Here is a 23,179-nt window from a genome sequence, read left to right on the forward strand (position 1 = left end):
TTATGTGGTATGTCAGATGCATTTATGGTTCGTGCGGTGTGGGCTAGAGAGTAATTAGGGAAAACCTCCCTGAAAATAGCCGATATTTGCTTTAAATGAACGAAATCAGGGAATACCTCCCTAAAAATCAGGCGAATTCGTTATTTGCCAGTAAATTAGCTAATAATTAGGGAGGTTTTCCCTAATTATTGGTTGGATGACCAGAAAACTCAGAATTTTAGGGAGAAATTCCCCAATTATTCTATCAACGCTTCACTTCGTCCTGTACGGTACGTAAGAACCAGCTAATGATACTTAAAAGTAGTTCTGACATACCATTAGCTGTTTTGGCTGTTACAATGTTTGTCCGCTATCTATGGTAATGATCTGTCCAGTCATTGCTTCCTGTTCTAGCGCAGCGCAGACGAACTGGGCGATATCTTCGGGGGTTGAAATATGCTGAAGCAGCAGATTAGGGGCTAGTTTATACATCTGTTCTTCTCGTCCAGCCCACCATCTAGTAGCAACGGCGCCCGGTGCTACACAGTTAACTCTAATATTTGGAGCCAGCGCGTGTGCCAGCGATTTCGTAAGACCGTGGACAGCCGCTTTGGAGACGGCATAAGGAAGGGAGGAGCCTAAGCCTGTCTGTCCAGCGATGCTGCCGAGATTGATGATGGCTCCTGAATTTTTATGATTCATATATGGTGCAACCGCTCTGGCGCAGAAAAACATTCCTTTCACATTTACATCATATAGCTCATCCCATACTTCCTCGGTTGCCTTTTCCAGATCTCCGAGAGCAATATGTTTAGTTATACTGGCATTATTCACTAGCAGATCTATTGTCCCGAAATGCTGAATAATCGAATCCACCATACTCTGCACTTCTTGATCTTTAGAAACGTTGGCTTGTATTGCTATAGCCTGCCCTCCTTGATTCAGAATCGTCTTTAAGGTTTCGTTAGCTTCATCCTCAGATCTAGAATAGTTCACTACGACGTGAGCCCCGCGTTTGGATAGTTCCAAGCTTACAGCTTTGCCAATTCCAGTCCCTCCACCAGTTACTAATGCGACTTTATTGTTGAGATCCATCCTCATGCACTCCTTAAGTTGGCGTATGTTGTTGATATAAAGTATTCTATAGAGAAAAGTGGATTTCGTATAATTGAATATAATGAATGTTTGGTTCAATTTATTTGAATTGAACACTGGAGGACACTAGGATGGATCTAAAAACAATAAAAACCTTTCAAACAATCGTAACTTCCGGAAGCTTTAATCGTGCCGCAGAAGAATTGAACTATGCCCAATCTACAGTTACGATGCAGATGCAAAGGCTTGAATCTGATCTGGGATGTCAATTGCTTGAGCGGGGTAAGCAAATCAGCTTAACAGAAGCAGGCAGATTGTTTTATGAAGAGAGCTTACATATCGTTAAAGATATGGAACGACTAGAGAGCCGTTTGGCTGATTTAAAAATAGGGGAAGCTGGCAACGTGCGATTAGGGGTAACGGACCCGACGGCGAGCTATCGTTTGCCGCAGCTTTTAAATGAGTTTATGGCACAGTTTCCTAAAGTGAAAGTCTCCGTGGATATTGCGGGAACCGCAGCACTTAGTGAACTACTCCTGCGTGGTGAAATTGATATGGCTGTGTGTTCGGCGCCAGAGCTCGGCAAGGAGCTTTATTTTGAACCCTTATTTGCAGAGGAATTCTTGTTACTTTTGCCAGAAGAGCATCCGCTAGCATCCAAGGAGAGTATCACCCCAGAGGATCTACAGGCTCATCGCTTATTGATTACGGCAGCGAATTGTCCTTATCGCAAAAAATTAGAAAGTGTGCTGCAGGAATCAGGTGGGCCGCCACTAGATACAATGGAGATTGGGAGCATGACAGCGCTGAAATATTTTGTGGGAAGTGGTTTAGGAGTGGCTCTTGTGCCTGAGATTGTGCTGAATCCAGCCCCAGCAGGAACTATAGTACGGAAGCTGGAGGGAAAGGTTATTGATATGACCTGTGGGATCCTATGTAAACTTTCAGATTATCCGCTTAAGCTAGCGAGCTCCAGATTGTATCATTTTTTAAAACAGGAACTAACCGTGACAAGGATATTTTGAATTTTAAACGAATTGTTAAGAAATAGAAAAAATAGAAAGGGCGGTGTTTGATGTTTTTTAGGAGGAAATTCAGTTTCTGGCTTTCGATTATAAGTATCATCATCTGTCTGAGTGACTATCTGGGGGTGGGGATCGCGAATATTATTCTTGTACGTTTGAACCCTATTATAGATACACTGATCTTTACAGAACCTTTTGAAAGCTTCATGGTTGATGTAAATAATCCGAGATGGGGAACCAATAGTGCGTTAATCAGCGTCAGATTCCCAACTTATATTATTCATTTTGGAACGTTTTTGATTTTGGGGATTCTAATCGATTACCTTATTCGTATATTAAAACAGAAGTAGAAGTGTAAATGAGCCTAGAAGAGGAAAGGTGAGCTGAGATGAGCGGAGCAAAGGGAAAGCTTGATTTGGAGAGAATTGTTTTTATTGGCAGGACCTATGAGGAATATTTACGTATGTTTGATTTGCTGGAATCAGATCTCATCGGCCAGAGAATTCTGGATTGTCCTGCGGGTGCTTGTTCTTTTACAGCAATAGCGAATCAGTTGGGTGGTGATGTAACGGCTGCCGATATTGCTTACTATTACTCTGAAGATGAGCTGGCAGACAAAGGGGTTCAAGATATTGCGCATGCGATGTCCGGAATGGAAAAAGTACAGGATAACTTCGTTTGGAACTACTTTAAATCAATCGAGGGCCTGACCGAAGCTAGGAACGCAGCTTTAACCGCCAGCACTAAAGATCGAAGACAAACCCCGGAGCGTTATGTTCCTGTGGTACTTCCGGATCTGCCATTTGCGGATGAAGCATTTGATCTGACATTATCTGCTCACTTTCTATTTATGTACAGCGATCGGCTGGACTATGAATTTCATCTAAAGGCTGTTAAGGAACTAATGCGGGTGACGAGAGGCGAGCTTCGAATCTTTCCACTAGTCGACCTTTCTTGTAAAAGGTATGAGTATTTAGACCGCCTTATTGATGATTTGGTGAGGCAAGGATTTACTGCAGAGGAACTAGAGGTTCCTTATGAATTTCAAAAAGGTGCAAAGCAGATGTTGAAGATTAGAAGAGCAGAATTGTTCCTCTGAAATATAAAACGAGGGTGCCTCAAGCCATGATGACTTTGGGAGCGCCCTCGTTTTTTGTATAAATATCTATAAAGCTTACGCCACAGTTTCTTTCCGTTCTGCTACAAAACAAGCTATGCCTAATACCAGACCAAGGCCCACTAGAACCGCACCGACCCAAGGAAGCGAAGTGATCGCTAAATGAGAAATGACCCAACCGCCAATAAAGGCACCCGTTGCGTTACCGAGATTCCCGGCGGAGTGGCTGGTCGTTGAGGCAAGTGCAGGGGCTGCCTGAGCCAGACTCATAATCCGTATTTGCAGACCCGGCATGACCGCAAAGGACACCATACCCCAGAAAAATATTGTGATTACCGCAGCTATTGGGCTATGCATCGTGAAGGAAAAGATCGTTAGAATCATACTGACTGCAAAATAAAGTCCCACGATAGAAGGCATCAGCTTCCAATCCGCAAGCTTTCCGCCAACGATGTTCCCGATGGTCACCCCACAGCCGAATAAGACTAGAATCCAAGTCACACTATGTTCAGCAAAACCAGTCACTTCTTCAAGCAGTGGAGTAATATATGTGAACACGGTGAACAAGCTGGCGTTCCCTAACGCCCCGATCAATAAGAATAGTAGCAGCTTTGGATTAGCCAGCGCAGCAATCTGCTGGAGAACACTCGCTGGTTTCTCTTGTTTAAGCTTTGGAATAAAAATGAGAATACCGATCAGCGCGGCGACTCCCATGACAGCAATCGCTGCAAATGAGGCCCGCCAGCCCATACTTTGTCCAATAAATGTCCCTAGAGGAACTCCGACAATATTGGCTATCGTTAAACCTGCCATCATAATAGATACGGCTCCGGCCCGCTTATTGGGTTGTACAAGATTGGATGCAATGACTGCGCCAACCCCAAAAAAAGTACCATGAGTTAAAGCTGTAATTATACGAGCTACCATGAGAACGGTATAGTTGGGTGCAAACACAGAGATTCCGTTGCCCAGTATAAAAAGAATCATGAGAAGACATAACAGTTTCTTTTGTGGAATGCGTTGCGTGAGAATGGTCAGGATGGGTGCGCCAACGGCCACTCCAAGTGCGTACATTGTAATGAGTTGGCCAGCAGTCGAAATACTAACCTGTAAATCGTTGGCCACATTTGGTAAAATACCCATAATAACAAACTCAGTCATACCAATCGCAAAAGCGCCTGCCGTAAGAGAAAGTATAGAGATGGGAAAGGGCTCTTTCCCTGCTCGTTCTTTGCGTGTTTGTGCCTTGTTGAGGTTTGGAATTGCGTTCATGATGCCGATGTTCAACCTTTCTTCTGCCTGTAATGAAGCTCCACCTTGGTTAAGATGATAGATCCGACATGTAAGTATTGCTTTTCTATTATTTAGTTTTCTGAAAATATTTTCAAGATAAATATTTTTTCAGATAGTTTTCATTTTTATAGATCATTGAAGGGATGGTTATATATGAATGTTGAAGGCCAAGTCCAAGTGCTTGAATTGCCGGAAATGAAGCGAGAATTTAATAACAGTTTGCAGAGTAATGATCTTGGATTGGATATAGAATTCTATCAAATTGCGAACCCTTCCTGGCCCGATGAGGCTGAAGTGTTCCTTCCTTTGCGATGAGAAAAAATTATAAGCAGGCAGCTTTAATGGCGCTTCAGAACTTTGACCTGGATTGGACGCAGATTCGTTTTAACCAGCTATCGGATACCTGTACCTTTGTAATCGAAACTAATAAAGAGGGAACTTTTTTACTGCGCCTTCATTCGGGGAGATCTAAAGAGGAAATCAACTCCGAAATCGCGTGGCTGGAGCTTTTGAAGAGCAAAATTGATGTCCCCCTGCCAAAAGGTATTCACGATCGCACAGGTGCTGTAACGTTCAGAGTGGAACAGGGAAATGGAGAAGGTGTGTATGCCTCTTTGATGCGTTGGGTTGAAGGGGAACATGCGAATGAAAGACTTACCGAAGAACAAATTTACAAAGAAGGCGTTCTATTAGCCAAGCTGCATAAGGCGGCACAGGAGCTGGAGTTACCCTCTGGCTTTAATCGTCCTGTTTGGGATGAGCATAGCTTTCGAAAAGCAATGCTTCGTTTAAAGCTGCATTATCATTGTTTTCTTACGGATGATGAGTTTGTGCTGTATCAGTCGGCAGCTGAAAAATTATACAACTGGTTAAGCAAGCAGCATAAAAATAAGAACAGAAGGTCTTATGGCGTTATCCATGGAGATTTACATCAAGGCAACATCATATTTAAAGAGGGCGAACCTCGGCCGATTGATTTTGGAAGATGTGGTTGGGGTTATTATCTTTATGACGTGGCACATACTCTTCTTGGACTGTATCCATTGCAAAGAGAAGGGGTCATTAAGGGGTACGAAAGTATCGCCAAGCTCGATGGGGAGTGGGTTCAGACTTTAGAGAATTTTACGGTCATGGTTATGATCGAAAATTATTGCCATCACGTATCCGATCCTAGGGAAACTGAGGGTCTAAAAGCAGAACAGCCCTATGCGCTAGCGATCCTGAAAAATTATCTTAAGGGAGAACCCTTTCTTTTTGACAGGATTGAGATTTAACGTATAAAAATAGGGTCTCTTTGGGGAATTTATATAAAGTTCCCTAAGGAGGCTATTGTGATGAAAAAAAGCTGGATTGCTCCCCTTCTTGTCGCAGTGATGCTTGTTCTGACGCCACAACCTTGCTCCGCTAATAGGTTAATTCAACCTCAATCTATAACGCCCTCCAGGTCTGATTCGGGACTTCAACTGCCAGATCAAGATTCTCGCGAACTTAAGTTTCAAGACATTCTGATGTTATTACTTTTACCCCATATTGAGAAAAAAATTGCAGATATTTATTCACCGCTTCTGCGAGAATCGCCAATGGTTTATCCTTACTTTGTGGATGTGACTGAGGTGAAGCGGCTCAATGGTTTCCGTGGGTTTGATTTCTTGATTACACTTAACGTATATCCTACAGTAGGTCCACATATTTCAGTTGGAGAAGATACCATGACTTTTAGGATCTCTCCTGGTCCTAAGGTGAAGCTTGAATCGTTCAAGCATCTAAAAGACCCCAAAAAGTCAGACTTCCCACCAAATTATCAGAACATCCTGAGATAGTGTAGTTTCGGTAAGGCAGGCGGAAGAGTAGATGTTAATATGTGCCGCGTGTTGAGTTATGAGGCGAGCTATTTTTACATGAGTAGGGAGTTCTGCGGTAAAGGTGATGGGTTGAGTAGGGAAGGGAGTCTTAGGAGATGGTGAGTGAGAGGGGAGGAAGGTTGGGCTAGTGGCGTGATGAGGGTGAGTGGAGGGGAGGAAGGTTGGGCTAGTGGCATGATGAGGGTGAGTGAGAGGGGAGGAAGATTGGGTTAGTGGCATGATGAGGGTGTGCGTGAGGGGATAGAGGTTGGGTTAGTGGCGTGATGAGGGTGTGTGAGAGGGAATGAAGGTTGGGCTAGTGGCGTGATGAGGGTGAGTGCGTGTGTCCGGGAGTGGGTAAACGGGATAGTTGCAGTTTATACACTTATTTGCAGGAGATAAGAAGCTTAGTCACTTTTAGTTGCATTTGGTGCAGTTAAAAGAAGTCTTTTCACACTAATTTGTTAATATCGATGAATTTAGTTGCAGAGAATACACTTATTTCGCTCGGGCAGCACTATGTATTGTTTATAGTTGTATAAAGTGCAATTAACTCATACATTCACAAACGATTTTAAGCAAAATAAAAAAGACATGGGTCAATGTGGCAATACCAAACTCATACCCAACGCATACCAAACTCATGCCTAGCCCACCACACACACTCCGATCTTTGGGGTGTTTTTTTTTGTGGTTAGACTTGTGGTGGATTAATGGCGATTATGGTATTATGAAATTAGTGAATGCATTGATTTAAGTTACTAAATTCAAATACGGAGGTGCGAGGGATTGGGTGATCATAAATTCGAAGGCGTACACAAGAGGAGCAATTTTAACGAAATTAAAGATAAAGTCACTAGCGATAGCGCAAGTAACAACGAGGATAAAGTTAAAGTAGGTGTAGCTACTAAAGACGGGCAGTTGGGGTTTCTTTTTACAAGGGGAGGTCTTCGGGAGGGTGCGGGTAGAAAAAGCACTGGTGTAACTAAAAAGGTATCTTTGACGTTATCTGAGGACGTTTGGCAGGAGATAGAGCAGGCTTGTGCGGATCAGAACGCATCTCGCTCTCAAGTATTTCGGAACATTATTGAGGCGCATTTTGTAAAGGAATCTAAGGAGAGTTAGGTGAAGTCTTTGCTAATCCATGTATCAAAAGATTCTCTTAGTACCGCATTACAGGCAGCATTAAAAGCCATATCCGCGAATAGTTCCTCACGTGTTCTGTCAGGAATACTTATTCAGGCGCAAACTCAGGGTCTGATATTAACAGCCAGCAATATAAGAATGACCATTGAATATAAGCTCCCTGTGAAGATGGATTCGATGGTTGTGCACAACACAGGTGAGATCGTAGTTCCCGCGCGTTATTTTTATGAGATCATTCGTAAGCTTGATCCTGGACTAATTAGGCTGGAAATCGAAGAGGCATTGATTCTAAACATTCAATCAGGGAACACTCAATTTCGTTTATGTGGAATGGATGAGGCAGAGTTTCCAAGAATCCAATACATAGATCATCCAAACATTCAAAAGATAAGCATGAAGAACACTCTCCTGAAGCAAATATTTAAAAGAGTGGTTTTTGCGGTCTCTTCATCGGAAACCAGACCTGTGCTCACAGGAGTTTTGCTTCAAATAGATAAGCGAAATATTCGTGTAGTCGCCACTGATGGCATCCGCTTCGCCCAGCATATTGTTGAAAGCGTAGAAGATTACGGTGCAATTCCTTTAGATGTTGTAATCCCGGGCAGCAGCCTGGAGGATCTTTTAAAAATATTAAGCGATGATGCAGACAGCAGCACCGATTTAGAAATAGGCCCCAAGCAGATCAGATTTATTTCTAATGGATTGAGGGTTCAGTCTGCCCTTCTAGAAGGAACTTATCCCTCTGTCAATAATTTAATCCCAAAAGCGTATCTCTCCGAAGTGATTGTTAAGACAGACCGTTTGTTACATGTGGTTGAACGTATTTCTATATTGGCTGGTGAGAGTGTTATGCTCAGCGTACTTCCTTCTAACACGCTAAGTTTAGTGTCCAAGACTGCAGAAATTGGGGATGTAAAAGAAGAGATTCCTTTGGAGCATCTAGAGGGTGATCATTTTCGAGTAGCCTTTAATGGAAAATATTTCAGGGACATCCTTCGGGCGATAGATAGTGAGACGCTTAGAATCAGGTTCGCGGGAAAAGAAAGGCCGCTGGTGATCCTGCCTGTAGACGCATCTTCGTCCACACTTTTTTTAATTACTCCTGTGAGGACGCATGATTGAGGATATGTTAATTGCAGTATTTGAGTACATTTGAGCGAATAGCTGCAACTGAGTCCGAGCAATTGCTGAAAAGAACGCCACCTGCCAAATCTGCTCCTAAACGTGCTAACCAGTGCTTAAACTAACTGTCTATGACTCAACTTATCTACTCCGTGCGCGGAATTAGCTGCCTATTGCTCAACCTATCTACACCGTGCGGAATTAGCTACCTATAGCTCAACCTATCTACTCCGTGCACGAAATTAGTTACCTATAGCACAATCTATCCGCCTACGTCTCGAAACCAGTTACCTTTTGCTCGATCTAGATCGTAGCGGACCGTACTGCAGCTATTTCAGCATATGGGTTCATTTTGCGAAGGTTTCGGACTGTATAGCACCTATTGCCCTTGATTTACTCAGAAAAGGAGTACATTTGAGCGAATAGCTGCAACTGAGTCCGATAGTGTGGCAAAACGAGCGAAATTATGGAAATAAGAGCAACTGAGTCCGAAATAGCCCAAACCCACTTCAGCATCACAGCTTTCCCAGACGGGAATGAGGTATATTTGATCTGGGAGGGGATGGAATGCATAATGCAAAGACGGCCATATTTTATTTCTCAGGTACTGGCAATACGGAGATTATTGCTAAGCAATTTGCTGAAAGGCTAAGAAGTAAAGGGCAAGACGTAGATTTGTTTAGAGTGGAAGATATTATTAAAGGCACTCGTTCTGTAGAATATGAAGCTTATGATCTTATAGGTATTGGTCATCCGGTTCTAGGCTTTGGCGCTTCCGGTTTTGTTGAACATTTTGCAGATCAGCTGCCTGAATGTAATGGAACCCCGGCATTTGTATTCAAAACGGCATCCTCTCCACACTATATCAATAACGGTGCTTCGAATACGGTTCTTCGTTCTTTGCGTGGGAAGGGATATATCCCTTTTCACAATTCCATTTTGGCGATGCCATGTAATTTTTATATCAAATATGATGACAGGTTGAATAAGCAGTTGTACCAAGCCGCACAGCGTAAGGTGGAATTGTTTGCAGAGGAAATCGTAAACCGAACACCACGAAATCTGCCGATTCACCCTGTGTTGGAGCGGGTTCTGAGAACAGTATATTATTGTGAGGAACACCAAGGGGGAAAATACTTCGCCAAAGGATTGAGTACAACGGACGCTTGCACACTATGTTTAAAATGTGTCAGCAACTGTCCAACATCCAATATTAGTAGCGGCGGAGAAGGAATTGTTTTCAGTCAAAATTGTTTATTATGTATGCGTTGTGTTTATTCTTGTCCTCAGAAGGCAATCCAAGCGACACGACTGAAGGCTAGCGTAGTAGATCCCTATACTGGAGGTCCGAATCTTCATAAACTAATGAAGGATTCTGCGAATGATGGACGGTTTGTTACTCCCAAATCCAAGGGCTACTATAAGCATTTTATTAAGTATTTGGAGGAATGACATATGAATCTGTTTCGGATGGGATCTAAGCCACTGGGGATTGAGCGGATCAGCACATTTTTGGAGGATAATTATGTGAGTATCGGCTACCCCGGAATAGGGGATCTGGAGAATCTAAGCATAGAGGAACTTCGTGATCGATTAATCGGTACTTACCAATATAGTGAGCCGGAGCTTATGCAACATCTGCAAGCCCTTCAGCTATTTGTACATACGATGCAAGATGGAGATTATGTGCTGGTGGCCGATGGAGATTGGGTACATCTCGGAGACCTCGGAGATTATTTTTACAACGAGTTAAATGATAATGTTGACGAGGGTACATGCCATCGGCGTGGTGTAACGTGGTTGAAAAGTCTGCCGATTTCTGAACTAAACGCAGGCGTGCGGGAGTTATTTAACCAAAGTGCACCGGTTGTACAATTTAAGGGTCCAAAACCAAGTGCTCGCTTGGATCTGTGGATTACAGGTGTTTCTGCTAATGAACAAGAAGTGAATAGTCCGCTGGAATTGGATGAGGAGACGCTCTCTAAGGCGCTTAATATTTTGAAAGAAGCTTTGATTTGTGATGACTCCGAACGACGGGAACGAGCAGCGATTGCGATTTTACAATATGCGAAGTAGAGCACCTCTTCTATATCGGGCACACGGTTCATTATCTTCATGATGAGTTCCAATTAAAAAAACGTTCCACCCGTTACTTGCCTCGGATGGAACGTTTTGCTGTATCTATAATCAGATGAACTCAACGAATTCGTTGACTGGCTTACGGTAGCCGCGGGGTCTGATTTTATGTTTTTTGTCTTTGCCGATCGTGATCAGCATAACAGGTACCATATGATCCGGCAGATTCAAGGTGGATTGGATAACATCAGCATCGAAGCCGATCATCGGGCAGGTATCCCAGCCTTTATCTTTGGCGATCAGCATAAAGTGCATGGCCGAGAGAGAGGCATTACGTATTGCTTCATCTCTTTGAAAAGCATCCTTATCAATGTAAGCATTGTTAATCATCTCTATTTGCTCATCATATTCCTCTTGTGACATCGCTCCTAAAGCTTTAAGCCCGCCATAGATTTCTGGAGCCTGCTGATAAGCATGCTTATCTCCTAGCACTACAATAACTGCTGAAGCAGTATGGATTTTATATTGGCCGTAAGCCGCTTCGCGAATTTCTTCTTTTAAGCTCTCGTTAGATATCACTTTGTAATTTGTATGCTGTAGATTATAGGCCGATGGTGCCAATCTGGCGTAAGAGAACATTTCCTCTAATTCATTCTGAGGGATGGTGACCCCTTCCACAAAATTCATAGCGGATCTGCGGGACTGAATCAAGTCTGTAAAAGCGCTCATAAGTATTCCTCCGTTGTGTATGTATTCGGTTGTAAAATATAAACACCTGATATTTGTAAATGTACTAACTAAATGTTACTAACTCAAAATAACACAGCCTATAAAATTCGTCAATGATAAAATTTATTGAAGTTAATCTTGAATACCCTGTTGTCAAAAAATAGGACATAAATTAGGATATTGGGATATGTAAAAACACGGTGAATGAAAGGGTGGATAAATTGATTAATAGTAGAGAACGATTGATGATAGATTTACAAAGAATCGAAGAGAATGACTACGAGCTTAGAAGTGGACAGGACATAAAGGATTATGTGAAGTTGATGCTTGAGCATTTAGGAGATCCCGAGCCTGTGCTGCGTGATGAATTGATTTATTACACATTCTACAAATGGATTAATGAGAAACATTGGTTTAATGATGCGGAGCTTCGTGAACTGTTGTGGATACTCCTTGACGAGCAGCATCTGTTTTATCACATTGGGAACAAAGAAGATCAGACGGTGTATACAAGAACATTTTCTGTATTGGTTGTTGCTCTTATTCTCCAGCGGCATAGGGAAAAGGCTATATTGGATAGCTCTGAATTTACAAAGGTGAAGCAGGGTTTAATTCGTTATTATAAGGAAGAACGGGATTTAAGAGGTTATATGGAAAAAGAAGGCTGGGCACACGCAGCAGCCCATGGCGCAGACGCCTTGGATGAGCTGGTTTTATGCTCGGAGAGTGATGCCGAGGTGCGGGAAGAGGTTCTGACAGTTGTTCAAAAGATGCTTTATAACGATCAATACATATTCAGGGAGGAAGAAGATGAACGGATTGCTACTATTATAGTTACAATCATCGATCATCAATTACTTCCACAGCAGTCTATAACCGATTGGATTCTCAACTTGGCGCAATGTGGCAGTTGGCCTAGAAGCCACAGCCAGTACGTTACTCGAATAAATACAAAGAACTTCCTGCGTTCTCTTTATTTCAGGTTACTTCTAACAGAGAAGAATATGGACATTGTGGATGTTTTGTTGAAAACTGAGAAGAATTTGAATGAATTTGTACATTAATTCACTCAAACGGTTTTAATTAACACTGGTAATTTAAATAATTTATTATAATGTAATAAAAATCACAAAATTTTATGGAAATTCAAAAACTTTGTGACATTTATAACTTGATAAGTGCTATAATAGAAATATGGCGTTAAAAGTTCTTATGTTTTTCATTACTATTAAGCAGCAAAGCTTATTGCAGAGGAGATTTGGATATGTCAGAATCAATCACTCAAACACAACCTGAACAAGAATCACCAAAAGTAGCTGTTAGCAAGGAACAAATGGATGTTCTAGAGCAGCTCTTGAAACCAGAAGTTCAGGAATCATTAACAGTCTTGGTGGAACAGCTGCCAAAATTAACTGAGCTTGTTGGCGTGCTTACAAAGTCCTATGACTTTGTGCAAACTGTCGCAGCGGATGATGTCTTGAAAAGTGATACGGTAAGTGCAATTAAAGAACTTGCTGAACCTGTAGTGCATTCCGCGAAGAATATGGCAGCTACAGTGATCGAAGCAAAAGATCGTGCGAATGAAAGTAACGAAGTTATTGGTCTTTTTGGTCTTATGAAGTTGTTGAAAGATCCACAAGCACAAAAGCTTTTCCGTTTCGTAAATGCATACCTTCAAGTTGCTGGAGAACGCAGTAAGCAGGAATAATCATTTTCATATCTTATTCGTAAGGGACGGAGGAAACATCATGTCTAAACATATTGTCATTCTAGGAGCAGGTTATGGTGGTCTACTAAGCGCCTTAACCGTACGCAAGTATCTCAAAAAAGATGAAGCTAAAATTACTGTAGTTAATCAGTATCCTACCCACCAAATCATCACAGAATTGCATCGTCTTGCAGCAGGTAGTGTTGCAGAGGGGGCTGTTGCTATGCCTCTAACTAAGCTTTTCGCAGGTAAAGATATTGACCTGAAAATCGCGAAGGTTAATTCATTTTCTGTGGAGAACAAACAAATTGTTCTTTCTGATGGTGTGACACTAACTTATGACGCGCTTGTTGTAGGTCTTGGCAGCACTACAGCTTATTTTGGCATTCCAGGGCTTGAACAATACAGTATGGTATTGAAATCAGCTGCAGATGCTAACAAAATTCATCAACATATTGAGGATCGTATTCGTGAATATGCGAAATCGAAAAATGAAGCAGATGCAAACATCCTGATCGGTGGCGGCGGCTTAACAGGTGTTGAGCTTGTTGGTGAAATCGCGGATGTATTGCCTACACTTACTAAAAAGTATGGCGTTGATCCTAAAGAAATTAAGCTTATGCTCGTTGAAGCAGGTCCTAAAATCCTTCCAGTATTGCCAGATGCATTGATCGAACGTGCTGTAGCAAGCTTGGAAAAACGTGGTGTTCAATTCTTGACAGGTCTTCCTGTTACGAATGTAGAAGGCAATGCGATTGACTTGAAAGACGGTCAAAAAATTATTGCTAACACGTTTGTATGGACTGGTGGCGTACAAGGAAATCCACTCATCGGCGAATCCGGTCTTGAAGTTAACCGCGGTCGTGCAACGGTGAATGAGTTCTTGCAATCCACTTCCCACAAAGATGTATTCGTTGCTGGTGACAGCGCTGTGGTCTTTGCAGAAGATGGACGTCCATACCCTCCAACTGCTCAAATCGCTTGGCAAATGGGTGAATTGATCGGATACAATCTGTATGCCTTCTTGAAAAATAAATCGTTTGAAAGCTTTAGCCCAATCAACTCTGGTACGCTTGCTAGCTTAGGCCGTAAAGACGGTGTAGCCATCGTTGGTGCAAGTTCTACTCCGTTAAAAGGCTTGCCTGCAACTCTGATGAAGGAAGCAAGTAATATTCGTTACTTGTCCCACATTAAAGGATTGTTCAGCCTAGCTTACTAATATAGTTTAACCCTAAACCCTGCTCGAATCTGAGCGGGGTTTTTGTTATTGTTTTTTTAGTGAAATGTTTGCATTATTGATGTTTCGTAGTAGGCTGTATTCATTGTATTTGATATAATAGATTGGGTTATATTAACAGAGGTAGTTAGAGGAGGATTTCATTTATGTTATTCCAACAAAACGATGTCATTCTGTTTCAAGGTGACAGCATAACAGACTGGGGACGTAATCATGAAGACGCTTCATCGCTTGGAGTGGGTTATGCAATGATGGTCGCCGCTCGTCTGGGGTATTTATACCCAGAGAAGAATCTTACTTTTATTAACCGTGGCATTGGTGGCAACCGTATTGTTGATTTACAGGGGCGTTGGGATAAGGATTGCCTGGAGTTGAAGCCGACTTGGGTGTCCATTTATATTGGAATTAACGACACTTGGCGCCGTTTTGATTCTGGTGAAGAAACCACTCCCGAGCAGTTTGAAGCTTCATATCGGGATCTGATTAAACGCACTCAGAAATCTTTGGATGCTAAATTAGTTCTTATAGAGCCTTTTGTTTTGCCTGTACCGGAAGATCGTAGAACTTGGCGTCAGGATCTTGATCCTAAAATTCATATTGTCCGCGAGCTGGCACGTGAATATGGGGCGCCGCTGGTTCCGCTAGATGGACTTTTTGCAGCGGCCTCCGTAAAAGCAGAACCGGCTTACTGGGCATATGATGGAGTACATCCTACTCCTGCAGGTCATGCACTTATTGCGGATGCTTGGCTCAAAACGATGGGAGCAATCTAATCAATTGTCATTTTAAGACTAGAACCACGCTTTAATAAGCAGGTTGTAGTCTTTTTTAATCGCGTGTTCGTAAAGTCGTTTTTATATATTTATAGACACTGTTATAATTGGAATATGCTTATGTATTGGAGGCGATTCGCATTAGGCGGTTAATATGGATAGCACCTTTGTTATTGGTCGTAGTGTTAAGCGGATGTAAAAGTGATTTGGGCTTCATCAATGCCAGATGGATCGAAGGCGTGTCGTTGACACCCGTCGCAACTAGTGATCAGAAACAAGCGGATCGTCCTATGCACTCAGAGAGCTTAACGCTAAAGGATTCTGTTTTGATCAAGACGCTAGCGGAGGCTATGAACAAGAGTAAGAAATTTTCTGATGATCTGGATTGGGGTCCGGAATTTGAAATGAAGCTTGTTTATGGGGACGGCTATTCGGAAGACTATTACATAGCGCTTGGAGATCAACTTGGACATGAAGGGATGTTTACTACAGCGGAGAACAGCAGTCAGGGCTACACGATTCCTGTAAAAAACTCTGACCAGTTAAGAAAGCTCATTTATGGAACAATCGATACGGAGAACATTGAACAGGCAGACCCTGTGGAGACTTCTGTCGAGGTAACAGGTCCAGTAACCCTATCACATAATGAACTGTCTCCGGTCACAGGCAGAGCGGGATTTTTAAATCTGCAACTGCTAGAGGGGACATATAGCGAAGATTGGACTACACCCAGTCCGTTAACGGGAAGAAACTGGAGTGGCCGATTTAGGCTAGTAGTGACTGATGAGCATGGAAAAACGCTGAGTAGCTATTCGTTAAATGATCAATTTGCCCAGACCTTTAATGATTTTTTCCAGCTTCAGTTTGAGGATTATAATGGAGATGGTGATCCCGATTTTACGATCGGACAATATGGAACGAGTAACGGTTATTTCTACAAGCTTTTTACACTCAGAAGAAATAACGTGATAGAAGAACTGCCTATTAAACCTGAAAATCAGCTGTTTATCAGCAGTCCTGAGCGGTATTCCATAAAACTGGATAAAGTTGATGAGCATAGCTTCAAGAGAAGTTACTACGATAACGCAGCAGGCAAACAAGTGGAAGATACTTTTCAGTGGGTAGGGAGTGCATTTCAGAGGCTAAACAAATGATTAATTCATGAAGTGAGAGGAATGTGTGTTGGATGACAAGTGATACGGTACAAGATTTAGAAGGGTTAAAAGCTATTGGGAAAGTGGTGGGCCACACCATCGCCGAGATGAAAAAGAAAGTAACCCCTGGGATGACGACTGCGGAGTTGGATCTTATTGGAGCTGAGATTCTGGAAAGCTTCGGAGCATCCTCAGCCCCGAAGATAACTTATAATTTCCCGGGCAGTACCTGCATCAGTGTGAACGAAGAGGTTGCTCATGGTATTCCGGGTCCGAGAGTGATTAATGCTGGCGATTTGATCAACATTGATGTCTCTGCTGAGCTGAATGGGTATTATGGGGATGCTGGCGTTTCTTTTCAACTGCCGCCCTATAACGATGATATTCTGCGTTTATGCCGGAGTACAGAGGAAACTATGATGAGTGTGATCAATCATCTGCGGGCAGGAATGAAGGTTAACGAGATCGGCAGAATGATGGAACTTGAAGCTCGCAAACGCGGTTATAGAGTGGTGCGTAATCTGTGCAGCCATGGAATTGGCAAATCACTGCATGAGAAGCCTTTTGAAATTCTACCCTTCTATAATCCAAGAGTGACCACGGTGCTGAAGGAAGGACAAGTAATTACAATAGAGCCCTTCCTCTCGACTGGTGCGGACTATGTGGAGCAGCAATCGGATGGCTGGACGCTAAGTGTTGTAGATAACGGTCGGGTAGCGCAGTTTGAACATACGATTATCGTGACTAAAGGTGAGCCTGTTATTCTGACTAGTGTGTAAGCTCGAATAGCGACTTAAAGGGGTGGAGGATGGAGGGGGATATGAGCAAAAGCCCTTACCCGGACCCTCCGTTCCTTCCATGTCGTTAGCGAAGTTGTTATTAGCCGTGATAAGTGGCAATGCGGTAAATACTTTAAAGAGACCTGTCTATTTGACAAGTCTCTTTTTTTCTAGGATGAGGCGTTACGCTTATATCCTATATTTGGCATAAGTTATCGATGTTTTTTTCAATGGAATGATAAAACAGGTCTTCCGCATGAAGGACATAGGCCATGTATTCTTCCATCTGGTCAGTAAGTGTAAATTCATTCATGATATACTGCCTGGTCATAACATTCCTTAAAAGTTCCCATTGTTCGATGCTTTGCCGAGCACAATGAATGACATCGCTGAGAGCATTAGGATTTGCTAAGGAATTCAGCAGCAACAGCAATACTTTTTTCCTATCTGAATGACGGGTGAGCGTCGTCCGGGTTAAAGAGTAAAGGTCATGGGGGCGGTTTGAAATCTTTGTATTGAGGATGAAACGTCCACTTGCAAACAGATTGTTCAGTTCCTGGATGGCTGATCGTCCGATATATTCCAGGCGTCCTTCGGTACAAGAGGGCGGCTTATAATAATTCGATAGTGCGGTTCTTAAAATGAGCGAGGCTCGGGCTGGCAATTCAGCAAGCTCATCTTGATTAGGATGTACTGTGAAACAGGAAAACTGACGATTGTAGGCATCCATAAACGAAGTTTTGGCATCTTGACCGATATTTTTGTTATGCGGATAAGGCTTGAAATACTCTTTGTTGTAATTTATATAATTGTCCAAGAAATAAAAATCAGTTGCCGTCTGCCCTAGGATCAAAAATATATGCCCATCCACAATATGATCTGTTTCTAGAGCCGGGTTTAATTCAAATGTTCTATAAAAGGGGACTCGTTTCATTAACGTATTGACAAATACGACTTCGTTATTTGCTAACAGTGTCTCTATCGTCTGGATGGCTGCCTCTGCATTGTTGCTAAAAGTATGTTTATTAGCGACTGTTATATAATCCTCGGGATCTTTGATCTCGTTCAAGCTTAATTCAAACTGGTCACTGTCAGTATGGGTAACTAATTTCAGATTAAAATCATCTAAAAACATCTTGTACAATACGCTAGAGTCATTGACATACCTCTTTAGCATGAAAAAAATATTACGGGTATAGCAGTTTCCCAGTGACTGTACCTCTGCAATAGGCTCCCCTGCAGAATTATAGTAATATTCCATTTCTAACGTCTGCAACGTCTGCATAATTGTCCCTCCAACTGCTACTAATTCTCCAATTCATCCCTTGGAGCCGAGCGCGCTTATTATTTCGCCCAATAATTTGGTTTCGTCTGTTTGTATGGTCAACAGAGAATGTTTGAGTGCGTCTAGCACCTTGGGGTCCATGGACAGATTATACCGAAGCACCATATTTCTATTCAGAAGAGAGCGTTCTTCAAGCTCAGTACAACGCTCAATCCATCGGTCGCTTTGCAGCAGGAGTTTTATTTGTTGGAGATATTTAAGTCTTAAAACCATAAGCTTCTTATGCTCCCACAGCAAATGATAGGCTCTAATGTCAAGCTCAGGGTCATCTTCTTTAGGATGCTCCATTTGATAAATGAGGTGTTGGTACACACTTTGTCCATAGATGCTGGTAGTGGTATGGTTAATAAAATCGAATGAGCGCTTGGAGGATAGATATCGCTGCAAGCTGTCGACAATCTGTTCGACGTTTAAATCAAATTCTGCATCGATTTTGCTAAGCAAAGTTACACGCGTAATAAAATTTTCTTCCCCGGACAGATAGTCAAAGGCGGATTCCAGTTCGGAAAAGGTGCATTGAGCGGTCATAAATTTACCGCCCGTAATATTGTCCCGAATGCAGACTGTTTGGCGATCAAGATCGTAGCCGTAAATTAATGTCTCGTGAAAACGGTGTTCTTTGCCGAACTCCTGATATGCAGATATAAAGTACCGGTCGAGATGGCACCATACATAGCAATCGCCGTTGATAGAGTCTACTACAAAATCCGTAAAGGAAGACCACTTGGAAATGATGGTTCTAGGCAATATGAACTTATTGAGAAATGGGCAATAATCAACAAGAAGCTCATGATTGTCAAAAAAGTAAGTTTCCCAATCCGTTACATATCTCAGCTGAATGAAGTTGGAATAAACCCAGGGCCATATGCGGTTATCCGAGGAAATAATAGAAAACAAAGTCCCATAGGCGTTGGAAGTATTTATTAGTGGATCGGAAACGGGTAAAGTAATTTTACTCAATTTACACCTCCATATTCCCCTTATATGTAAATGAAAATGAAATAAATGACATTATTATACTATAATAATTGTTCATTCCAATTATGTGATGATAATCATATTATGATAATAAAGGGAAATGTTAATCTGGCGAAGAATAGTACTTTTGGAAACATTTTGACATACGTTTCTCTGATAAAAAAGCAGCAGAATGTGATGGGAGGAGCGATATATTGCGAATAGTGGTTTGTTTAAAGTTTATTGCACACGTGAACAAAGGCGATGTGCGTGGCATTGCTGATGGCCGTAAGATCTCGGCCTCACCGCCACCGAAGGCAACCTTTGAGCTAAACTATCCGGACCGGCAAGCCATCCATGTGGCATTGGAGCTGAAGAATAGCTGTAATGCTAATGTAACTCTTATTTCCATGGCCCCTCCCGGTTGTAAAACGGCTCTGCAGGAGTTTATGGGTTATGGAATCGATGAGGCAGTCCTGCTCAGCGACGCTTCTTTTGCCGGTTCGGATACATTGGCGACATCGCTGGTACTGGCTCGTGCTGTTGAGAAGCTTGGTGGATGTGATCTGGTTCTGACCGGCAGCCATTCAACCGACAGTGATACCGGTCAGGTAGGTCCGGGAATCGGCGAGTATCTAGATATCCCCCACGCGATAAATGTAACACGGTTTGAGGATATTTCGACCGATGAGGTATTGTTCCACCGCCAGCATGACGAAGGGGTAACAACCAGACAGTCTTGCCGGCTTCCGGCAGTATTGAGTATTGGTGGAATGACAGCCGTCTCTGAGTTGAAACCGCTAACAATTGCTGCCAAATTGCATGCCAGAACCAAGGATATTCTGGTATGGTCCTGTCATGACCTTGGCCTTGACCCACAGACGGTTGGTTTGGCAGGCTCGGCTACTGAAGTAGTTTCAGTGTACGAACAGCACTCCGAAAGAAAGGGGATTTTGCTAGAAAGCGATGAATATCTACGGGTATTGGAGCCGATAATCAGCAAAATCAGCGAGGTTAGAAATGGATGATTAGGATTGATCAGGAACAATGCACATATTGCCTCCTGTGTTTAAAACGCTGTCCCGCCGCTGCAATCAAGGATGAGGATGAGGGCTTGCGTATCGACGTTGCGGCATGTACTTATTGCTCAGTCTGCACGTCTTGCTGTCCTAACCAAGCCATTATAATGAAAGACAGGGCACAGGAGACCAGACAACCGTACCCTGAGCATGAGGGTATTTGCCTTGTTGTGGAACATGCTGAAGGCGCTCTCTCTTCATATTTTCCGGAACTGGTTACCGCAGCAAAACAGCTGCAGGCTATGAGAGCCCAGCGCATTTACGCTTTGGTGGTCGGAGAGCGTATAGAAGACCTAGCCCAGCGTCTGCTTCAGTGGGGAGTAGATGAGGTGTGGATGGTGAACAAACCGGGAATACAGCGTTACGCCGAAGATATTCATTATAATTTGATTTCTGCGGTGCTCCGGGATCAAAGACCGTCTGTCGTACTAGGTATGGCTACCGCATGGGGGAGGTCTATTTTCCCCAGAGTCGCAGTTCGCCTGCGGACGGGGCTATGCGCCGATTGCATCGATTTGAAGATGGGACCGAATCACGGGGATTTTATTATTACCAGACCGACGCAAATGGGCGAGCAATTCGCTGAGATAAAAATACCGGCAAGACGGCCGCAAATGGCAACTGTAAAAACCAATTTTTATTCCGCTGCTGAGACCGCACACGTCGCGCAGGGCAAGATTGTTGATTTAAGCTCCCTGTATTCTTGCTCTTCCTCAGTCCTGCAGTTTATGGGAGTAATTGAAGAAGCCGCGGGCAAGGAGAACATCGAGACTACAGAAATTATTGTTGCTGCCGGGAGAGGCATTCAAAACGCAGACAATCTTCGTTTAATCTATGCGCTCGCCGATGCGCTTGGGGGGAAAGTAGCGGTTACCAGACCGCTTGTAGAATGTGGATGGATGGATAGTATGCATCAAGTCGGACTGACAGGTAAAATGGTCAAGCCCAAACTGTACATCGCCTGCGGAGTGTCTGGGGCAGTGCAGCATAAGGTTGGGATGCATCATTCGGAGACGATAATTGCAATAAATACGGATCGCAATGCACCTATCTTTGATTACTCCACATATGGGATCGTAGGCGATCTTTTTACAGTCATACCTGAAATATTGTCGGCATTGAACACAGTACAGGAGGTTGGGCGATGATTGAGAAGGAGCTATTAAGACAACAAACGCTGCATACGATTGGCGTCATGCTCGATGAGCACTTGCTTCAGAAGGAGGATATGTTCAGGTTTCAAAGCGATGTCCACGACACATATTCTCCGGAATACATCCGGAGCGAGATGGAGAATTGGTACAGAACATTAGGAATCGAATATATCATCCAGCGAAAATTTTCACTTCGGATGCCGCAGTTTACGAGAGAAGAATTAGAAGAAGCGGACCGAAGAAACGAGATCATTTTATGTGTTCCCCAAGGCGTCAGTCGCAAGCAATTAGGCTGCTTGTTTAATATCCGCAATTGGGCGCTGGAGAGTGAACTGGTCGCAGCAACTCCGGAAATTGAGGATTTCTGGTTCACCGTTCCGCGGACAACCGAACCGGATATGCTGGATCGGACGGCTGTGGAAATACAGCGTACATACAAGAAAACCGGAAAATTGGGAATGAGTCTGGAGCGGTATCTGGTATTTGTCGCCCGCATGAGGCATCTGACAGGACAAACACCGGATATAAGGACAAAGATGTGGATTACCAACGGCAAATATGAAGGAAAGGCGATGCTTGTGGTTGGTTTCGACTCGGCTGGCGAGTTTACAGCACATGGCTGGATGCCGAATTTCCACTCGCCTATGGTGGGCGGACGTTATACCTGGATACCTGACCATATATAAACAGTAAGGAGACGGTTATTTCGGCTATGTACAATAAGTTCACTGAATCGGGGCCTCAGCCTAGTGTACACTTCACCGCTGCTCGCAAGGCAGAACCGGGTCCTAATGAATTGTTCATTACCAACCGTTTTACTTTAACGGGAACGGTAAAGGACCCATCCTGCTTGCAGCTTTTTCATGGGGCATGCCATTTACCAGGGCATTATCCTTACTCCAGTGTCGGAGTAGTGACTAAAGCGGGGCTTGGAGCAGAGCATCGCGTAGGCCAAGCTCTTGTGTTTTCTCCTCATTATACAAAGGATGTATGTGTCCCTCTGCACAGTGGGGTGGATGGTCAGATCTTTATTTCCAACGACTTAGACCCTGTGACAGCTGCGTTTGTTCCTATGTTTTGTGTGGCACTAAATGTGTGTGAAGAGCTGGCAGATGAAGGCATTAAAACGGTGGAACTGTGGGGAATGGGACTGCTAGGAAAGCTTTTATTAAGGTTGCTGGAGCAGGATGAAGATTTGAGCTTCAGTGTTGAAAAGAAGGAGGCCAAGGATGAGATTTGGGCCGGGTTAAACAGCGGTGTGTGGGACTGCGAGGAGAGAGCCATTGTTGCACTTGATTCGGACCTGCTCTCGCAGGTTCAACGGCATTCGGCTTTAAAAAACCATCCACCAGACCAGCACATACAATTTATTGATCTGACAAGACCTGGAATACTTAAGGAATCCATAACGCATGACCGTATTCAGGAAATCTCTCGCAGAATTGGGAAGCAAGAGCTTGAAGTAACCAGCCTAATTGCCCAACATATTCATGCGGAACATATGGAGCAATTTATCAGGCAAGCGGCGGAAGGCTTTTTTGAAGGGAAAACTGTAGTCTATGACTGGTAG

At 43.2% G+C, this 23,179-nt stretch carries 25 protein-coding genes; 20 read left to right on the top strand and 5 right to left on the bottom strand.

All coding sequences use genetic code 11. From position 1 onward, the window contains the following. Positions 1-333: 333 nt before the first annotated feature. On the bottom strand, positions 334-1,074 hold the full coding sequence (locus tag MHH86_RS11865; RefSeq protein WP_076317104.1) for an SDR family NAD(P)-dependent oxidoreductase: 741 nt from the start codon (positions 1,072-1,074) through the stop codon (positions 334-336). 131 nt (positions 1,075-1,205) lie between these two features. On the opposite strand from MHH86_RS11865, the gene MHH86_RS11870 reads away from it, so the two are divergent. Genes MHH86_RS11870 through MHH86_RS11880 form a run of 3 tightly spaced genes read left to right on the top strand, consistent with a single transcriptional unit; the run spans position 1,206 to position 3,198 of the window. Continuing rightward, positions 1,206-2,099 carry a LysR family transcriptional regulator gene (locus tag MHH86_RS11870; protein ID WP_076317103.1) on the top strand — a complete coding sequence of 298 codons (894 nt, stop codon included), beginning with the start codon at positions 1,206-1,208 and terminating at the stop codon, positions 2,097-2,099. A gap of 50 nt (positions 2,100-2,149) precedes the next feature. Then, positions 2,150-2,449, top strand: a complete 300-nt coding sequence (locus MHH86_RS11875) for a hypothetical protein (protein ID WP_076100716.1) — start codon at positions 2,150-2,152, stop codon at positions 2,447-2,449. 38 nt (positions 2,450-2,487) lie between these two features. Further along, entirely contained in the window at positions 2,488-3,198 is a 711-nt protein-coding gene (locus MHH86_RS11880) for an SAM-dependent methyltransferase (protein WP_076100714.1), read from the top strand. A gap of 75 nt (positions 3,199-3,273) precedes the next feature. On the opposite strand, the gene MHH86_RS11885 is transcribed toward MHH86_RS11880, so the two are convergent. Next, a complete protein-coding gene (locus MHH86_RS11885; protein WP_076317106.1) occupies positions 3,274-4,488 on the bottom strand; it encodes an MFS transporter in 1,215 nt (404 codons plus the stop codon). Positions 4,489-4,644: 156 nt separating this feature from the next. Between MHH86_RS11885 and MHH86_RS11890 the strand changes: the two genes are divergently transcribed. The 7 genes from MHH86_RS11890 to MHH86_RS11920 all read left to right on the top strand — a co-directional run bounded on the left by MHH86_RS11890 (position 4,645) and on the right by MHH86_RS11920 (position 10,694). After that, complete coding sequence (locus MHH86_RS11890; protein ID WP_179088444.1) at positions 4,645-4,824, top strand: hypothetical protein; 180 nt, start codon at positions 4,645-4,647, stop codon at positions 4,822-4,824. Beyond that, complete coding sequence (locus MHH86_RS11895) at positions 4,821-5,783, top strand: phosphotransferase (RefSeq protein ID WP_076317102.1); 963 nt, start codon at positions 4,821-4,823, stop codon at positions 5,781-5,783. The genes MHH86_RS11890 and MHH86_RS11895 overlap by 4 nt, the downstream gene beginning before the upstream one ends. A gap of 60 nt (positions 5,784-5,843) precedes the next feature. Beyond that, on the top strand, positions 5,844-6,329 hold the full coding sequence (locus MHH86_RS11900) for a DUF3888 domain-containing protein (protein ID WP_256717400.1): 486 nt from the start codon (positions 5,844-5,846) through the stop codon (positions 6,327-6,329). Between the two features lie 810 nt (positions 6,330-7,139). Further along, positions 7,140-7,475 (top strand): hypothetical protein, encoded by a 336-nt coding sequence (locus MHH86_RS11905; protein WP_249267736.1) that lies wholly within the window; start codon positions 7,140-7,142, stop codon positions 7,473-7,475. Then, positions 7,476-8,618 (top strand): DNA polymerase III subunit beta, encoded by a 1,143-nt coding sequence (dnaN, locus tag MHH86_RS11910; protein ID WP_342479740.1) that lies wholly within the window; start codon positions 7,476-7,478, stop codon positions 8,616-8,618. 567 nt (positions 8,619-9,185) lie between these two features. Then, positions 9,186-10,070, top strand: a complete 885-nt coding sequence (locus MHH86_RS11915; protein ID WP_340890193.1) for an EFR1 family ferrodoxin — start codon at positions 9,186-9,188, stop codon at positions 10,068-10,070. Between the two features lie 3 nt (positions 10,071-10,073). Continuing rightward, the gene (locus tag MHH86_RS11920; RefSeq protein ID WP_076147170.1) at positions 10,074-10,694 is read left to right on the top strand and encodes a hypothetical protein; all 621 of its coding nucleotides are present in this window, start codon (positions 10,074-10,076) and stop codon (positions 10,692-10,694) included. Positions 10,695-10,805: 111 nt separating this feature from the next. On the opposite strand, the gene MHH86_RS11925 is transcribed toward MHH86_RS11920, so the two are convergent. Beyond that, positions 10,806-11,423: a nitroreductase family protein gene (locus MHH86_RS11925; protein WP_036685885.1), complete on the bottom strand. Its 618-nt coding sequence runs from the start codon at positions 11,421-11,423 to the stop codon at positions 10,806-10,808. 245 nt (positions 11,424-11,668) lie between these two features. Here MHH86_RS11925 and MHH86_RS11930 point away from each other — a divergent pair, with 245 nt between their 5' ends. The 6 genes from MHH86_RS11930 to map all read left to right on the top strand — a co-directional run bounded on the left by MHH86_RS11930 (position 11,669) and on the right by map (position 17,074). Further along, complete coding sequence (locus MHH86_RS11930; RefSeq protein ID WP_340950736.1) at positions 11,669-12,487, top strand: DUF2785 domain-containing protein; 819 nt, start codon at positions 11,669-11,671, stop codon at positions 12,485-12,487. Positions 12,488-12,687: 200 nt separating this feature from the next. Next, the gene (locus MHH86_RS11935) at positions 12,688-13,131 is read left to right on the top strand and encodes a DUF1641 domain-containing protein (RefSeq protein WP_342479741.1); all 444 of its coding nucleotides are present in this window, start codon (positions 12,688-12,690) and stop codon (positions 13,129-13,131) included. 40 nt (positions 13,132-13,171) lie between these two features. After that, complete coding sequence (locus MHH86_RS11940; RefSeq protein ID WP_036685891.1) at positions 13,172-14,350, top strand: NAD(P)/FAD-dependent oxidoreductase; 1,179 nt, start codon at positions 13,172-13,174, stop codon at positions 14,348-14,350. Between the two features lie 164 nt (positions 14,351-14,514). Continuing rightward, positions 14,515-15,141: an SGNH/GDSL hydrolase family protein gene (locus MHH86_RS11945; RefSeq protein WP_342479742.1), complete on the top strand. Its 627-nt coding sequence runs from the start codon at positions 14,515-14,517 to the stop codon at positions 15,139-15,141. Positions 15,142-15,308: 167 nt separating this feature from the next. Next, a complete protein-coding gene (locus MHH86_RS11950) occupies positions 15,309-16,295 on the top strand; it encodes a hypothetical protein (RefSeq protein ID WP_342479743.1) in 987 nt (328 codons plus the stop codon). Between the two features lie 32 nt (positions 16,296-16,327). Then, positions 16,328-17,074 carry a type I methionyl aminopeptidase gene (gene map, locus MHH86_RS11955; RefSeq protein ID WP_036685897.1) on the top strand — a complete coding sequence of 249 codons (747 nt, stop codon included), beginning with the start codon at positions 16,328-16,330 and terminating at the stop codon, positions 17,072-17,074. 196 nt (positions 17,075-17,270) lie between these two features. Here map and MHH86_RS11960 read toward each other — a convergent pair whose 3' ends face one another. Together MHH86_RS11960 and MHH86_RS11965 are read right to left on the bottom strand one after the other, a co-directional pair. Continuing rightward, positions 17,271-18,359: a hypothetical protein gene (locus tag MHH86_RS11960; protein WP_036685899.1), complete on the bottom strand. Its 1,089-nt coding sequence runs from the start codon at positions 18,357-18,359 to the stop codon at positions 17,271-17,273. Between the two features lie 33 nt (positions 18,360-18,392). After that, positions 18,393-19,379: a hypothetical protein gene (locus MHH86_RS11965; RefSeq protein ID WP_036685902.1), complete on the bottom strand. Its 987-nt coding sequence runs from the start codon at positions 19,377-19,379 to the stop codon at positions 18,393-18,395. A gap of 221 nt (positions 19,380-19,600) precedes the next feature. Here MHH86_RS11965 and MHH86_RS11970 point away from each other — a divergent pair, with 221 nt between their 5' ends. The 4 genes from MHH86_RS11970 to MHH86_RS11985 all read left to right on the top strand — a co-directional run bounded on the left by MHH86_RS11970 (position 19,601) and on the right by MHH86_RS11985 (position 23,179). Beyond that, positions 19,601-20,404 carry an electron transfer flavoprotein subunit beta/FixA family protein gene (locus tag MHH86_RS11970; protein WP_235219536.1) on the top strand — a complete coding sequence of 268 codons (804 nt, stop codon included), beginning with the start codon at positions 19,601-19,603 and terminating at the stop codon, positions 20,402-20,404. 158 nt (positions 20,405-20,562) lie between these two features. Continuing rightward, a complete protein-coding gene (locus MHH86_RS11975) occupies positions 20,563-21,603 on the top strand; it encodes an electron transfer flavoprotein subunit alpha/FixB family protein (protein WP_342479744.1) in 1,041 nt (346 codons plus the stop codon). Next, on the top strand, positions 21,600-22,295 hold the full coding sequence (locus MHH86_RS11980) for a hypothetical protein (protein ID WP_036685905.1): 696 nt from the start codon (positions 21,600-21,602) through the stop codon (positions 22,293-22,295). The genes MHH86_RS11975 and MHH86_RS11980 overlap by 4 nt, the downstream gene beginning before the upstream one ends. A gap of 26 nt (positions 22,296-22,321) precedes the next feature. Then, positions 22,322-23,179, top strand: a complete 858-nt coding sequence (locus MHH86_RS11985) for a hypothetical protein (protein WP_036685907.1) — start codon at positions 22,322-22,324, stop codon at positions 23,177-23,179.

Origin of the sequence: Paenibacillus sp. FSL F4-0097, from assembly GCF_038593125.1 — a bacterium.
GTDB classification, from domain to species: Bacteria; Bacillota; Bacilli; order Paenibacillales; family Paenibacillaceae; genus Paenibacillus_AQ; species Paenibacillus_AQ odorifer.